Genomic DNA, 13,866 nt, shown 5'->3' on the forward strand with positions numbered 1-13,866 from the left:
CATTTTTTTATAGTGTCGCCCATTTCTGCCGCTGTTTACATGGCTCTTGAACCCTCAAGAACCAGGTGGGTACATTAACCTTCTCGTTGGGCGTCTCAGCTAAACTGAGCTTGCACGCGTGAAAAAGTATAAACTGTTCCCTATTTATTACGCATCGGCTCAAGACTGTAAAAACTGGCCAACAGTACAGGCAACACTAAACTCTAAGAGTTAATCCAATCATAGGTTTTTCAGCACTTAAGTGCAAGTGATTTATGTCAAAAAAAATCGAGATAAAACGTTGTGACAATGATAGGATAATGCTATAGAAAAAATGTTGCATACAAAAGCGCTTTTGATGCAGCGATACGAACTAGGTAATAAAAAATATGTCACAAGATAACACGCTGCCAAGTTATGCGTCGATTAGCGACGCATTAAGGCGTATTAATGCTTTATCAGAAGCCTCTGAGGCGCATGCACTTTTATGTGCTTTATTTACTGTGGGAGCAGATGTTAGAATTCAAGCTTGGGTGGACTCATTAATGGCCTCTCCCATTGATCCAAATGATGCTATGGCCAAGCCTGCGCTTAAAGTATTATCCGAAATGTACCAAGCTACAAAAACACAGTTTGAAAGTGGTGATTTGAGTTTTGATTTATTATTGCCAGATGATGAAGAGCCATTTCATAAAAGAATTGATGCTTTAGCGATGTGGGCACAAGGCTTTTTATCTGGCTTAGGCTTGATGGAGATTAATTTAAATGATGGTTCAGAGGCCGTTGGCGAGGCAATTAATGATTTGATTGATGTCTCACGTCTGCAATATGATGATGAAGTGACAGGGGAGGCTGTGGAGGAAAGTGCCTATATGGAGCTTGCTGAGTATACAAAAGTTGCGGTCCTTTTGATTCAAAGTGAGTTTGGACTGACAGGTGAATCTTCATCAGAAGAAACAAAACATTAACTGTCATGTTGGATTTTGAGGCATTGAGCACAAATGATGTCGCTATTGTTGGCGGCGGGGTTGTTGGGATGCTCTTGGCGCTGTCACTTGATGAGCTTCACTTAAAAACACTTGTTATTGAACAAAAGCCCTTTGAATTGCTAGTCAATGATAATAGGGCAATTGCGCTTTCTTATAGCTCAATAAGTGTGTTACATAGCCTTGGTTTATGGGAGATGATTAAACATGATGCCTCTAGCATTAAGCATATTCATGTATCTGATAAAAAAGCATTTTCACATGTCAAGCTTCATGCTGAAGAAGAGTCATTACCGTTTTTGGGTGCTGTAATAAAGCTAAGCACTCTCTTAGCGGTATTACTTGATCGCCTAAAAAAATGCAAGAACGTAACATTATTAAGTGGATATACATCTTGTGATGTAAAGCTTAAAGATCAAACTGATAAAAGCTATACACTTGGGATCAGTAAGCTTACTGATAAAGATGAGATTCATTATCTGGCACCAAAGCTAATTATTGCCGCAGATGGCGCTCATTCTAAATTGCGCAAAATGGTAAAGCTAAAGGAGCATTATCATGACTATCAGCAAAAAGCTGTTGTTTGTGATGTAAGTTTAAAGCGAGATCATGGAAACTGGGCATATGAGCGTTTTGTTACCAATGGTGTATTAGCTATGTTACCTACGGCAAAAAATGCGGTCAGTTGTGTTTGGGCAACGACAAATGATAATGCAGATCATTTATGTATGCTTTCTGATGCAGCGTTTATTAACACATTGCAAAGTGAATTTGGCTATCGCCTTGGTCAAATACAAAAGGTTACCTCGAGACAAAGCTTTCCATTATTACTTGTAAAAGCAGAGCGCCTTTATCAAAACAACCTTTTACTTTTTGGGAATGCCGCACATTTTTTGCATCCAGTTTCAGCGCAGGGGTTAAATTTAAGTATCCGTGATGTTGCTGTTTTGTTTGATTTGATTAAAGAAGATGTACATTTAGAGAAAATAGCCTCTCTTTTGGAAGCATATACACTTAAACGCCAGCAAGATCATAAAAGAACGGCAATGATTACGCATGAGCTGATGGATTTATTTACAGAAGATAAATTATACTTGCAAAAAATGCGCCGTTTAGGGATGTATTTTTTAGCACGAGACAGGCATATGAAAAAAATATTTAGTCAGCTAATGATGGGGAAAATGAATTACGGATCAAGCTTGATGCAAAAGAAGGTTTTATAAATGGAAGATCTCCAATTTGATGTGACGATCATCGGCGGTGGAATGGTTGGCTTGTCTTTGTCTCTTTCCCTTGAAGCTTGTGGCTTTAAAGTGGCTTTGATTGAAACAAAAAGCTTGAATACACATACACCCTCAGAGACAAAGAAGGTGACTCGGCGTGTTAGTGCAATTAATGCAGCCTCTGAAAAGTTGTTAGAAGATCTAGGGGTTTGGCAAGATATTTTTATCAATGGATTGGGTGTCTATCGTGAGATGAAAGTCTGGGATGCTAAATCTGCTGCAAGGCTTGAAATAACAGCAAAAGAGTTCTCTTTAGATGCGCTTGGTTATATCATTGAAAATGATCTTATTAGCTACCATTTGGCAAAAAAGTTGCAAACAAGTGCTGTCAGTATTTTTGATGCCGTAAAGATAGACGCTATGACAGAAGTGGATGAGCTTTGGCGTATTGATTTGTCATCTAAAGTGCGCTTATTGTCTTCTTTAATTATTGGCGCAGATGGTGCTAATTCCTATACGCGAGATTTTTTTGGTTTTGAGTTTAATTCAAATACATATCAGCAAAGTGCACTTGTTGGCACAATTAAGCTTGAAAAGCCACATAATGATACAGCCTATCAGCGCTTTTTCCCAAATGGTGTTTTGGCGCTTTTGCCACTTCAAGATGCTCATATGGCTTCAATTGTCTACTCACAAAACACAAATGATGCAAATGAAACATGTTCATTGGAAAAGGATTTTTTTGAGGCTAAATTGCAACAGGATTTTGATCACTTGTTTGGTGAGATTGAGCTTGTGTCCAAAAGGCAAATATTTCCACTTTTGGAGCGGCATGTAAAATCCTATTATCAAAAAGGTGTGACCTTAGTAGGTGATGCCGCTCATACCATTCACCCTTTAGCAGGGTTGGGTGTTAATATGGGCTTTCAAGATGTAGTAAGCTTAACGAGAGTGTTAGCGCAAGCAAAAAGAAAAGGAAGGTTCATTCGCAGTATTGATACCTTGGATGAATATCAAAGATGTAGAAAGTTAGACAATGAAATGATGCTAAAAAGTATCAAATTGATAAAAGTGCTATTTTGTAATCAGAACCCAGTGATAACATTAGCAAGATCAGTGGGTGTTAATGCGGTTAATAAAACAAAGTGGCTTAAGCAGTTTTTTGTTTATCAAGCCAGAGGAAAATAAAATTAAAGATTTATGAAAACAGAAATATTTGACTATCAGTTACCAGAGAAGCTTATTGCAAGATATCCAACAAAAGAGCGCGATCATAGCCGCCTTTTACATTTAAATCGACAAAGTGGCGCGCTTCAAGATAAATACTTTTATGATATTGTTGATGAAATTCAAGGGAATGATCTTTTGGTTTTCAATAACTCAAAAGTGATGGCAGCAAGGCTTTTTGGGCAAAAGCCAACAGGTGCAAAGCTTGAGTTTCTGGTGGAAAAAGTGCTGGATGAGGCAACATTTACCAGTCATATTCGTGCGAATAAAGCACCTAAATTAGGATCTGAAGTTCTCATTGAAAATCACAAGGCAATTGTGCTTGAAAAGGCGCAAGGCTTATACACAATAAAGCTTGATGATATCACGATCTGGCAGCTAATGCATGAGTATGGTCACATGCCTTTGCCGCCTTATATGAAACGAGAAGATGAAAGTTTTGATGTTGAGCGCTATCAAACGGTATATAGTAAGCTTTTAGGCTCTGTTGCAGCGCCGACAGCGGGGCTTCATTTTACTAAAGCATTATTGAGAAAGATTGAGCAAAAGGGAGCGAAGCTTGCTTATATTACTTTGCATGTTGGTTCAGGGACATTTAAACCTGTGCAAGCAGAGGATATTACAGCGCACCAAATGCACAGTGAGTTGATTGATGTGCCAAAAAGTGTGTGTGATTTGGTTAATGAGACAAAGGCAAAAGGCGGGCGCGTGATTGCAGTTGGAACAACGAGTGTGAGATCGTTAGAAAGTGCAGCGATATCTGGTGCTATAAAGCCATTTTATGGTGAAAGTGATATCTTTTTATACCCGGGGAAAACATTTAATGTCGTTGATGCGATGGTGACCAACTTCCATTTACCAAAATCAACTTTAATTATGCTTGTGAGTGCTTTTTCTTCATTGGATAATATCAAAAAGGCATATGAGCATGCAGTGAATAATGAATATCGCTTCTACAGTTACGGCGATGCGATGTTTATTAGTTAAAAGTGTTATTCAAATAAGCAATGTAGGAGTAAAGTGTGACAATGAAACAAATATTAACCTTGTTATTTACGCTCTTAATCGGTTACACATATTCATTTGCGGCTGATAACTTGAGTCCCAAAGCGGCGCCTACAATGCAAGTCATTGCATCGGGCGATAAGTCACTTTCTTTAAACGAGCAATTAAGTGGTGTTGCACCGCCGCCGAAAGCTGTGCCGATCAGTACGCCAAAAGTGCAAACAATCAATTACACTGCAACAACGGGCAATGAGCCTGAAATTAGAAAATTTCAAATGGATATTGTAAATGCCTTTCATAATGCGGATAAAGAGGCAGACGATTTCACAAAGCCAGAGCAATATACGTTGTATATGCTATATAAGCAGGCAGAGCAAAATCAATTACAATTAAAACAAAATGATCAAATGATTCTGGCATTAAAGGAAATTGCGGCACAAAATGACAGGCTTATTACACTTATGGATGAGTTGAAATCAGAAAAATCGCAGCAAAACAATCAGCAAAAATAACGAGCAAGGAGTGGGTGATGGCAGTTTGTGAAATTATTCGTCTTGGCAATCCCGTATTGCGACAAAAAGCAAAGCCTTTTACAAAAGAGGAAATTTTAAAGCGTGAGACAAAAGCGCTTATTAAAGATATGGATGATACTATGGCGGCTTTAGGTGGCATTGGCATTGCAGCGCCTCAAATAGGTATCTCTAAACAAGCTGCAATTATTGAGATTAAAAAAGACAATCCACGTTATAAAAATCTAAATGTGTCTGGTCGATATGTCATATTTAACCCGATTATTAGCATTGTTGATGATCAAAAAACGGGGTTTTGGGAGGGGTGTTTATCTGTTCCTGGAATAAGAGGCTGTGTTGAAAGAGCAAGTGCAATTAAAGTTGAGTATCTAGATGAAACAGCAAACGCGCAAAGTTTATATTTAGATGATTTTAGAGCAGTTGTCTTCCAGCATGAGCTTGACCATCTCTTCGGGGTAGTTTTTTTGGATAGAATTACGGATACAACAAAAATTGCCTTCCAAGAAGAGTTTGATCAGTTTATTTCACCAGCACAATCTTAAGCAGACAATTGTTGTCAAAACACCATCAGTCATGTACATTAGTCAAGCTTTAAAATTGTAATTTCAAACAAATAAATGTATTGATAGTCTATAAAGGAGAAAGTAATGAAAAAACTATTAGCAATTTTATCTTCTGTGTTATTGCTAAGCACAAGTGCGTTTGCTGCCGGTGAAGCCTCTGGTTCAGCAATGAGCTCAATTTTAATGTTGGTAGCCTTTTTTGCCATTTTTTACTTTTTGCTTATTCGCCCTCAAATGAAGCGTAATAAAGAGCAACGTAAAATGCTCTCTGAAATTGCGAAAGGAGATGAGGTGATGACAACTGGTGGTATCGTCGGCAAAATTGTTAAAGTTGGTGAGAATTATACTGAGCTTGAAATCTCTGATAATGTGATTGTTAAAATTCAAAAAAGTGCTGTTTCTGGTGTGCTGCCAAAGGGAGCTGTGCAAACAAACTAATTTGGATAAGATAAGGTTTTATTATGCTTAATCCCAGACAAAAAGTGGCAGTAAATAAGTATCCTGTTTGGAAATATCTTCTCATACTTGTAATCACTGTTTTGGCAATTTTATATGCGCTTCCGAATCTTTTTGGAGAGACGCCCTCACTGCAAATTTCACCGAAAGATGGCACAGTTAATGCAGCGCTTATCTCAAAGGTTGAAACGACACTTGAAAAAGACAAGGTTGAATATAGCTCATTAAAACAGGTCTCTGACACCGTTATTCAAGTTCGGTTTTCAGATGCCAATGAGCAGATCAAGGCAAGAGGCGTATTGCAAAAAGCAATTGGTGATAATTATATTGTTGCACTTAATATGGCTGCAAATACACCTAATTGGTTATTAGCACTTGGTGCAGAGCCAATGAATCTTGGACTTGATCTTAGAGGTGGAATGTATCTTGTTTTGGAAGCAGATACGCAAACGGCTATTAATGCAAGATTAAATAACACCCTTGAGTCTATTTCAAATGGACTAAAAGCTCAGGGAGTTGAGAAGCTTTCTGAAGTGAAAGCAACACAGCAAAAGAACATTGCTAAAGGCGTTGATGCACCTTTATCCTACAGTTCTGTGGGTTATGTGGCTATTAATTTTGCCTCTAGCTCAGAGCTTGATAAGGCCAAGGCGTATCTCAATGATACCTACAGCAAAACGCAAAACAATCAGCTTATATATAGCTCTGTTGGAAATACACTAATCGTGAGCTTTAACTCTCAGCTGTTGATGCAAATCAAGCAAGAGGCAATCTCGCAGGTTGTGACTGTGATGCGAAATCGTATTAACGCACTTGGTGTGGCCGAGGCATCGGTTGCAGCATCAGGTGACTCGCGTGTGATCATTGAGCTTCCGGGGCTTCAAGATGCAACAAGAGCTAAGCAAATTCTAGGTGGGACTTCAACAGCGAGTTTCTATATTGTTAAGCCGGTATTGAATCGTTTGCAAACAGAAGAGCAGGGAATTAAGGTTTATCCGCTCACAGCAAATGGCCAAACGATCTACTATCAACTAGAAGGTAATGCAGTTGCTGGAGGAAGCCAGATTGTCAATGCCTCTCCTGGTGTGGATCCACAAACAGGTCAGCCGATTGTTGCTGTGCAATTAAGCTCAGATGCATCGGGTCATTTTAGAGAAGTGACCAGTAAGAACATTAACAATTTGATGGGGGTGATGCTTGTTAACACCACCTATCAAAAAGAGATGGTTAATGGCAAAGAAGTTAATAAAGTTGATAAGAATGAAAAGCTAGTGAATGCCGCAACGATTCAATCAGCATTAGGGGCAAACTTCCAAATTACGGGCCTTGATCAAAGAGAGGCGAATAACCTTGCGCTTATGATTCGATCTGGCGCACTTCAAGTGCCTGTCCATATTGCTCAAGAGCAGCAAATTGGCCCAACGCTAGGGAAACAAAATATTGAGCAAGGTGTTATCTCAATTGTGGTTGCCTTGGTGTTGGTGATTTTATTTATGGCGATTTATTATCATTTATTTGGTATTGTCGCTAATGTGGCATTGGTGCTTAATTTAATCTTGATTGTTGCTGTAATGTCTATTATTCCAGGTGCTACATTGACTTTGCCGGGTATTGCGGGCATTGTGCTGAACCTTGGGATGTCAATTGATGGTAATGTACTTATCTTCGAGCGGATTCGAGAGGAGCTAAGAAATGGCATGCCGGTGCAAAGTGCTATTCATGCCGGTTATGAAAGAGCATTTGGTACGATTCTTGACTCCAATGTGACGACATTAATTGTTGCGGTGATTTTATTTGCAATTGGTACAGGTGCGGTTAAAGGCTTTGCAGTAACGTTGATTATCGGTATTATTACATCGATGTTCACAGCAGTGACAGTTTCTCGCGCAATGACCAACCTGATTTATGGCTCTCGCCGAAATCTTAAAAAACTATCTATTGGGATATAGGAGCGAGTCATGGAATTTTTTAAGAAAAAAACTGATTTTGATTTTATGGGTATTCGCAAGTGGACAGCACTTGTATCGATTATTTTAATTGGTATATCCATTGCCTTTCTTGCTGTAAGAGGCCTGAATATGGGGCTTGATTTTACAGGCGGCTATCAAATTCAAGTAAACTATACACAAACGCCTTCTACCACGGATGTTACTAATCGCTTAAAGGGAGCTGGGCTCTCAGGCGCGCAGGTGACAACCTTCGGCTCAAGTGATAGCTTGATGATTAAGCTTCCAGTTGAGCAAAAAGGTAAAAATCAAGGCGCTATTAACCAAGATGGTGAGTCGGTGCAGCAAGCGCTAAAAGCAGAAGTATCTAAAGCACTAGGTACTCAAGCGACAGTTGCAAGCTTAAACTATATTGGTCCGCAAGTGGGTAAAGAGCTTGCGACAAATGGCTTATTGGCGCTGATCGTTGCCATGATTTGTATTGTCGGTTATATCGCATTTCGATTTGAAATGAAGTTTGCTTTAAGCGCTGGAATTGCATTAATCCATGACCCTATTGTTATTTTGGGCGTATTCTCTGCATTTCAGTTAGAGTTTAACCTTATCACCTTAGCGGCAGTATTGGCAGTTATTGGTTTTTCACTGAATGATACGGTTGTTATCTATGACCGGGTTCGTGAAAACTTCCGTAAAATGCGAAAAGCAAGTGTGATTGAGGTTATCAATCGCTCTGTTAATGATACCTTATCACGTACGATTATGACTTCAGGTTTAACGCTGCTTGTTGTCGTGGTGTTGTTCTTCTTTGGTGGTCCTTCACTACATGAGTTTTCATTGGCGCTTATTTTAGGTGTTATTATTGGCACCTATTCCTCTATCTATGTGGCAGGTGTTTTAGCAGTGTTATTTGGCTTAAAACGTGAGTCTTTACTGCCAACCGCTAAAATTGAAGATGGTCGACCATAACTATAATTTCAGTTCTTTTATGCTTGCAAATAAGGATATTTGTTGAGCAAAACTATGCTATAATTCTTAACATTAAAACAATAATAAAGATTTTGTATTCTCAATGGGTAAAGAGCTTGTTGTAAAGAAAAACACCTTACCGATTCCTGCCTTATCAGATACCGATGGATTGGATAGTTATATTCGTTTTGCTAATAGTATTCCTATGTTAACTGAAGCGGAAGAAAAAGAGCTTGCAGAGCGATTACGTTATCAACAGGATATTGATGCGGCACAAGCGCTTATTATGGCGCATTTACGTTTTGTTATCAAAGTGGCACGTGGTTTTTCAGGCTATGGGCTGCCTATTACCGATCTCATTCAAGAAGGCAATATTGGTCTTATGAAAGCAGTGAGACGCTTTGACCCTGAGGTGGGTGTGCGTTTGGTTTCTTTTGCTGTACATTGGATTAAGGCTGAAATGCACGAGTATATTTTAAAAAACTGGCGCATTGTTAAAATTGCAACGACCAAATCACAAAGAAAACTCTTTTTTAACTTAAGAAGCAGTAAAAAGCGTTTTGGTTGGCTAAATGAAGAAGAAATTCAAGATGTCGCAAAAGAGCTTGGTGTTCAGCCAGAGACGGTTGTTGAAATGGAAAAGCGAATGAATGCTTATGATATGGCATTTGATGCGCCAATTGAAGAAGGGGATGATGCCAAGGCTTATCATCCATCTTTATATCTTGAAGATCAATCTAGAAATCCAGAAGCGTTGGTTGAAGATGATGATTTTGAACAGAAGACGCAAATAAAATTGCAAGAAGCCATTGATGAGTTAGATGAGAGAAGCCGTGATATTATTTTATCAAGATGGTTTTCAGACGAAAAAGCGACTTTACATGATTTGGCTGCAAAATATCAAATTTCTGCTGAGCGTGTTCGTCAGCTAGAAGAAAGTGCAATGGGAAGACTGAAATCTTCCGTTGCACATCTGTAAATTAGAAATAGGTATAGATATCTAGGGTAATCTCATTTGAGTGTTGATGTGTATAAGTGCGTAGATAGCCATACTCAAGGCTGACAAAATTATTTTTTGCAAACATCGGGCGGGTCACAAAAGCGGTGATTTCACTTTGAATGCCGTTTACTTCGGGTTCATTTGCTTCATTGCCCGGCATTGAAAATGGTATGTTTTGCGTGTTATATGCTTGTTGATATCCCAAAGAGAACTGTGTGTTTTTATGGTAAATCTCTGGTGAGACAGTTCCTTGTACATACCATGCACCTAAACGATTATTATTGCTGTAAGTTTCTTTTTTCGTTGTGCCTGCCCAGCCGACATTTAACAGGTAAATATCATATCCAGTGTAGCCTTCAAGGTTAACAACGCCATTTTGATTGTCATTGACATGATTGCTGCTGGTAGGGTTATTTTGTACATTGCTGACAGCTCCCATGCCAGTGCCAATCCAGTTATACATGTAACCTGCATTTGCGCCATAGCTAAACTTGCCACTTTCACCGTCATAAAAGCCGCTTAGCATGAAATCTGAGCTTTGTGTATTTGATTGAAAATAAGCAGCATTTAGATTAATCCCATCTTTATAAAAGCCAAGGTTGGCTGAAACGGTATTATGCCCTGGTCTAAAAAGAACTTGTGTAATGCCACCAATCCAAGGTCCACCGTTAGCAAAAGAGCCAAAGCTTAAGCGGTTTTTACCCACAGTTAAATAAACGGGGCTGCTATCCAAATTGCCGAAAGTAACAAATGCATCTCTAATAGATGGGTTTTCATAACTGGCGCCTGTAAAGGTCATATCAGCCTGTACAAGATGGCTTAAATTAGAGATAACATACAAGGAAGCCTCATTAATATAAATCCCTTTCCCTGATTGATAATTGCTGTTTTTAGTCGTGTTTAAGCTGTCACCCCACCATGCGGTTGCATCAGTTTCTAGCACGCCGCCAAAAGCAATGCTTTGATCAGGGAAAAGATTACGTACTTTTAAAAGAGAAATAGGAATTTTGCTGCTTGAATTCTCTCCAAAAGGCTTTGTTTTAGAAGCATCCCAAAAGAGATACTGCCCAAGATCAAGCTGATGATTAGTATTAGTGTTTGACTGAGTTTTAAGCTCTTTAGTTTGTTTTTGCTGAATATCAATCACTTTTTGTTGCAGTGCCTTTATTTGTGACTCAAGCGTATTAATGTCAGTTGCCTGCGTCGTTGCAAAAGCAGATATAGATGTCCCCAAGCATAAGCTTATTGCTAGTGTTATTTTTCTCACGTTTCCCCCTTTTTTTGTATTCATTGAACTTGATACCAGCGCATCAAATTCCGCTTACATTTGCTTTTGTTTGTTCTTAAATCATTTGTACAAAATAGCCTTACATCAAATGTAAATAATACTGCCACATAAAAATCAGCGAGCAAGGCTTATCTTGTATAGTGATTGAACATCTTGGAAATGTTATTTGTATCCCCAGTATCTAGTTTGAAATGAAAGAGCGTATGTGATAAATGAGAAAAAGTTATAGTCTTGATAAAAATATGTTATTGGTTTTTAGCGCTTTCTTTGATTTATAGTGAGATGGCTTCGTATTGGAGAGGGTTAAGACTTTAATTACACTCCCTTCCTAATGTGTTTTGGTTTTCTCTTTGATATGAAGCAAAATAGGATGCTTGAAGCTGGTTTAAAAGAAGACGGTAGGAGCTTTGGTGATAGTTTAATATCTCAATGATAAGAGACTCTCCACATTGGTGAGACAGTAGTTTTAAGTGCTGCGCTTTGTGATTCAGGGAGATTGTTGAAAAAATGAAGCCCTGTGCGCTGCTCAATTTCTTTCACAGAGACTCGATAATTTGCTACATTTTTCTTGCTCACATTTGCATTAGGCATGATAAAGGCAATGTCTTTGTGCTGCTTTGGCGCGTAGATGATTTTAAAAAAGTACTCAGGAACGTAGATTTTATTTTTACCAATGCTTTTATGTGATTTGCTGTTTTTGAAAATTGGGCCGGTATAGACATAAACTTCTTGATACATGCGCGCCCAAAAGCGGACATCTTTCTCAAGCTCCGCCCAACCTTTACGGTTTAGCTGTGGTTTTTGAGGGGACATATTCGATAAATAGAATGACTGCTTGGCACTTGTTTTATCAAAGTCCATGGCGGCATAAGGGGCAAGGTGACCACGGTCATAGCCACTTTTGCGGTAATCTGAGAGCTCAGCGCGGTATGTTTTTGGCACTTCAAGATCAGGCTGGAACACATCATGTCTTTTAATGGTATGTGAAACAGAGTTTGCACTTAGATGATAGGCGACCCAAGTCGGTTGTTTAGTAGTGTAATTGTATCCGACAAGGTAGCCCTCGCGGCATAAATATTGATTTATTTGGCCCTTAGGATTTCCATAGAGTAAAAAACCATGGCAGTATGATTTTGAAACAGGTGGGCTTGCAAGTGAAAAGCTATAAGCTGTTTGAGAAACTAAAAAGCTAATACTTAACAGTACACACAAAAAAATAGATTTTAAACTGGCTTTCATCAGATTGTTGCTTGGTGTTGGTTTATGTTTAGGCTAGTAATGGAATGTATTTGATTTTAGGGCAAAGTGCAATCATTAGGCGATCTTTTGTTATTATAACCTGATTGCGTTTTTACAATTTGATTGAATATAATGAGTGAAGTATAAAAGATCAGTAATTAAGGGGTGAGTGATGCACTTTAAGACTATTTTGGATTTTTGGTTTCAGGAATTGACTGCCAATAAGTGGTATGTTAAAGATGAAAAAGTTGATAATGAAATTCGATCACGATTTTCAGATATTCATCAATCTGTTGCTCTCGGTGAATGTGCAAGTTGGCGTAAAACAGCGCATGGGTCATTAGCAGAGATTATTGTTCTAGATCAGTTCTCGCGTAATATGTTTCGTGGAACAGAAAAGGCATTTTCCTATGACTCTATGGCGCTTGCATTAGCACAGTTTGCAAGATCAAAAGGCTTTCAGAAAAATCTAAATGATGTTGAGCGTCAATTTTTGCATATGCCGTTTATGCATAGTGAGTCTCCTATTATTCAAGAAGAATCGCTTCGTTTATTTGGAGAAGATAATAGCTATGCAGTTGACCATAAGGCAGTTATTGACCAGTTTGGTCGCTTTCCTCACAGAAATAATATACTGCAAAGAGAAAGTAGCGAAGAAGAGCTCAGTTATCTTGAGACGCATAGTGGCTGGTAATTGTTGCTCATTAGCTATTTGTTGCATCTTCTGCTAAAGCAGTTTATCAGTGTTTTTACAAGTTCACGTTAGCCTAGTAAATGCTAGGTGATTATTTTTTACGGCTCATATTTTTTGTTAAAAACATGTAAAAAGTGAGCTGAAAAACTGTGTAAAATGACTGATAGTAAATATTATGACTGAAAAAGTATGAATTTTGCGCTATTTGAAAAATAGCTATTGAATAATGCGCGTTTAACACTACAATCTACAGGTATAGAGAACCTAAGGTAATACTAGGCGTCAAGTGCGCTTGGAGAGGAGTGCTTAGTATCGATGTTCAGGCAAGTTTTAGTAATTTGTGTCGGCAATATTTGCCGAAGCCCCGTTGCAGAGGAAATACTGAGAAAGCTATCACTAGCTGATAAGGTTGTTTCTGCCGGAATAGAAGGACTTTCAGGGGAGAGGGCTCACCCTTACGCAGTTGAGGTATCCAAAGAAAATGGAGTTGATTTATCTCATCATATTGCGCAAAAAGTACAAGTGAATCACATTAAAGATGCAGATTTAATTCTATGTATGGAAGAGGAGCATATTAGTGCGATTACTTCCATCTATCCTTATGCCTCAGGTAAGACATTTTTACTTGGGCATTGGGAGAATAAAAAAGAAATACATGATCCATATCAAAAGCCTAAGGAGGCTTTTATTACGATGTTTAACCACGTAGAGCTTTCAGCGATGGAGTGGGCAAAAAAGTTACAAGCATAAATTAAAATAAAACT

Annotated in this window: 14 protein-coding genes and 1 other RNA gene; 12 read left to right on the plus strand and 3 right to left on the minus strand. The window is 38.6% G+C overall.

Annotated features, from left to right (window positions below; translation table 11 throughout):
* Positions 1-12: 12 nt before the first annotated feature.
* Positions 13-196, minus strand: a non-coding RNA gene (ssrS, locus tag A37Q_RS16055) — 6S RNA.
* A 172-nt stretch (positions 197-368) separates the two neighbouring features.
* Between ssrS and A37Q_RS14310 the strand changes: the two genes are divergently transcribed.
* The 10 genes from A37Q_RS14310 to rpoH all read left to right on the plus strand — a co-directional run bounded on the left by A37Q_RS14310 (position 369) and on the right by rpoH (position 9,860).
* Positions 369-947: a UPF0149 family protein gene (locus tag A37Q_RS14310; RefSeq protein WP_018298433.1), complete on the plus strand. Its 579-nt coding sequence runs from the start codon at positions 369-371 to the stop codon at positions 945-947.
* Between the two features lie 5 nt (positions 948-952).
* A complete protein-coding gene (locus A37Q_RS0101190; RefSeq protein WP_018298434.1) occupies positions 953-2,188 on the plus strand; it encodes an FAD-dependent monooxygenase in 1,236 nt (411 codons plus the stop codon).
* Entirely contained in the window at positions 2,189-3,376 is a 1,188-nt protein-coding gene (locus A37Q_RS14315) for a UbiH/UbiF/VisC/COQ6 family ubiquinone biosynthesis hydroxylase (protein ID WP_018298435.1), read from the plus strand.
* Positions 3,377-3,388: 12 nt separating this feature from the next.
* Entirely contained in the window at positions 3,389-4,402 is a 1,014-nt protein-coding gene (queA, locus tag A37Q_RS0101200; protein WP_018298436.1) for a tRNA preQ1(34) S-adenosylmethionine ribosyltransferase-isomerase QueA, read from the plus strand.
* Positions 4,403-4,437: 35 nt separating this feature from the next.
* Positions 4,438-4,932 carry a hypothetical protein gene (locus A37Q_RS0101205; protein ID WP_154648596.1) on the plus strand — a complete coding sequence of 165 codons (495 nt, stop codon included), beginning with the start codon at positions 4,438-4,440 and terminating at the stop codon, positions 4,930-4,932.
* A 17-nt stretch (positions 4,933-4,949) separates the two neighbouring features.
* Positions 4,950-5,492, plus strand: a complete 543-nt coding sequence (gene def, locus A37Q_RS0101210; protein ID WP_018298438.1) for a peptide deformylase — start codon at positions 4,950-4,952, stop codon at positions 5,490-5,492.
* A 105-nt stretch (positions 5,493-5,597) separates the two neighbouring features.
* Positions 5,598-5,951, plus strand: a complete 354-nt coding sequence (yajC, locus tag A37Q_RS0101215) for a preprotein translocase subunit YajC (protein ID WP_018298439.1) — start codon at positions 5,598-5,600, stop codon at positions 5,949-5,951.
* A gap of 23 nt (positions 5,952-5,974) precedes the next feature.
* A complete protein-coding gene (gene secD, locus A37Q_RS0101220) occupies positions 5,975-7,918 on the plus strand; it encodes a protein translocase subunit SecD (RefSeq protein WP_018298440.1) in 1,944 nt (647 codons plus the stop codon).
* A gap of 9 nt (positions 7,919-7,927) precedes the next feature.
* Positions 7,928-8,881 carry a protein translocase subunit SecF gene (gene secF, locus A37Q_RS0101225; protein ID WP_018298441.1) on the plus strand — a complete coding sequence of 318 codons (954 nt, stop codon included), beginning with the start codon at positions 7,928-7,930 and terminating at the stop codon, positions 8,879-8,881.
* A gap of 103 nt (positions 8,882-8,984) precedes the next feature.
* Positions 8,985-9,860, plus strand: a complete 876-nt coding sequence (gene rpoH, locus A37Q_RS0101230) for an RNA polymerase sigma factor RpoH (protein WP_018298442.1) — start codon at positions 8,985-8,987, stop codon at positions 9,858-9,860.
* A gap of 1 nt (position 9,861) precedes the next feature.
* Here rpoH and A37Q_RS0101235 read toward each other — a convergent pair whose 3' ends face one another.
* Together A37Q_RS0101235 and A37Q_RS0101245 are read right to left on the minus strand one after the other, a co-directional pair.
* The gene (locus A37Q_RS0101235) at positions 9,862-11,148 is read right to left on the minus strand and encodes a DUF3573 domain-containing protein (protein ID WP_169710220.1); all 1,287 of its coding nucleotides are present in this window, start codon (positions 11,146-11,148) and stop codon (positions 9,862-9,864) included.
* A 447-nt stretch (positions 11,149-11,595) separates the two neighbouring features.
* Positions 11,596-12,408 carry a DNA/RNA non-specific endonuclease gene (locus tag A37Q_RS0101245; RefSeq protein ID WP_018298445.1) on the minus strand — a complete coding sequence of 271 codons (813 nt, stop codon included), beginning with the start codon at positions 12,406-12,408 and terminating at the stop codon, positions 11,596-11,598.
* A gap of 172 nt (positions 12,409-12,580) precedes the next feature.
* On the opposite strand from A37Q_RS0101245, the gene A37Q_RS0101250 reads away from it, so the two are divergent.
* Both A37Q_RS0101250 and A37Q_RS0101255 read left to right on the plus strand, forming a co-directional pair.
* A complete protein-coding gene (locus tag A37Q_RS0101250) occupies positions 12,581-13,102 on the plus strand; it encodes a DUF924 family protein (RefSeq protein ID WP_018298446.1) in 522 nt (173 codons plus the stop codon).
* 315 nt (positions 13,103-13,417) lie between these two features.
* Positions 13,418-13,852: a low molecular weight protein-tyrosine-phosphatase gene (locus A37Q_RS0101255; protein ID WP_018298447.1), complete on the plus strand. Its 435-nt coding sequence runs from the start codon at positions 13,418-13,420 to the stop codon at positions 13,850-13,852.
* The last annotated feature ends 14 nt before the right edge of the window (positions 13,853-13,866 follow it).

It is taken from the genome of Fangia hongkongensis FSC776 = DSM 21703 (assembly GCF_000379445.1).
Lineage (GTDB): Bacteria > Pseudomonadota > Gammaproteobacteria > Francisellales > Francisellaceae > Fangia > Fangia hongkongensis.

Excerpts from the sequence above, each read along its gene's own strand:
- A37Q_RS14310 (WP_018298433.1), top strand. The coding sequence starts at position 369 with ATGTCACAAGATAACACGCTGCCAAGTTATGCGTCGATTAGCGACGCA.
- A37Q_RS0101190 (WP_018298434.1), top strand. The coding sequence starts at position 953 with ATGTTGGATTTTGAGGCATTGAGCACAAATGATGTCGCTATTGTTGGC.
- A37Q_RS14315 (WP_018298435.1), top strand. The coding sequence starts at position 2,189 with ATGGAAGATCTCCAATTTGATGTGACGATCATCGGCGGTGGAATGGTT.
- queA (WP_018298436.1), top strand. The coding sequence starts at position 3,389 with ATGAAAACAGAAATATTTGACTATCAGTTACCAGAGAAGCTTATTGCA.
- def (WP_018298438.1), top strand. The coding sequence starts at position 4,950 with ATGGCAGTTTGTGAAATTATTCGTCTTGGCAATCCCGTATTGCGACAA.
- yajC (WP_018298439.1), top strand. The coding sequence starts at position 5,598 with ATGAAAAAACTATTAGCAATTTTATCTTCTGTGTTATTGCTAAGCACA.
- secD (WP_018298440.1), top strand. The coding sequence starts at position 5,975 with ATGCTTAATCCCAGACAAAAAGTGGCAGTAAATAAGTATCCTGTTTGG.
- secF (WP_018298441.1), top strand. The coding sequence starts at position 7,928 with ATGGAATTTTTTAAGAAAAAAACTGATTTTGATTTTATGGGTATTCGC.
- rpoH (WP_018298442.1), top strand. The coding sequence starts at position 8,985 with ATGGGTAAAGAGCTTGTTGTAAAGAAAAACACCTTACCGATTCCTGCC.
- A37Q_RS0101245 (WP_018298445.1), bottom strand. The coding sequence starts at position 12,408 with ATGAAAGCCAGTTTAAAATCTATTTTTTTGTGTGTACTGTTAAGTATT.
- A37Q_RS0101250 (WP_018298446.1), top strand. The coding sequence starts at position 12,581 with ATGCACTTTAAGACTATTTTGGATTTTTGGTTTCAGGAATTGACTGCC.
- A37Q_RS0101255 (WP_018298447.1), top strand. The coding sequence starts at position 13,418 with ATGTTCAGGCAAGTTTTAGTAATTTGTGTCGGCAATATTTGCCGAAGC.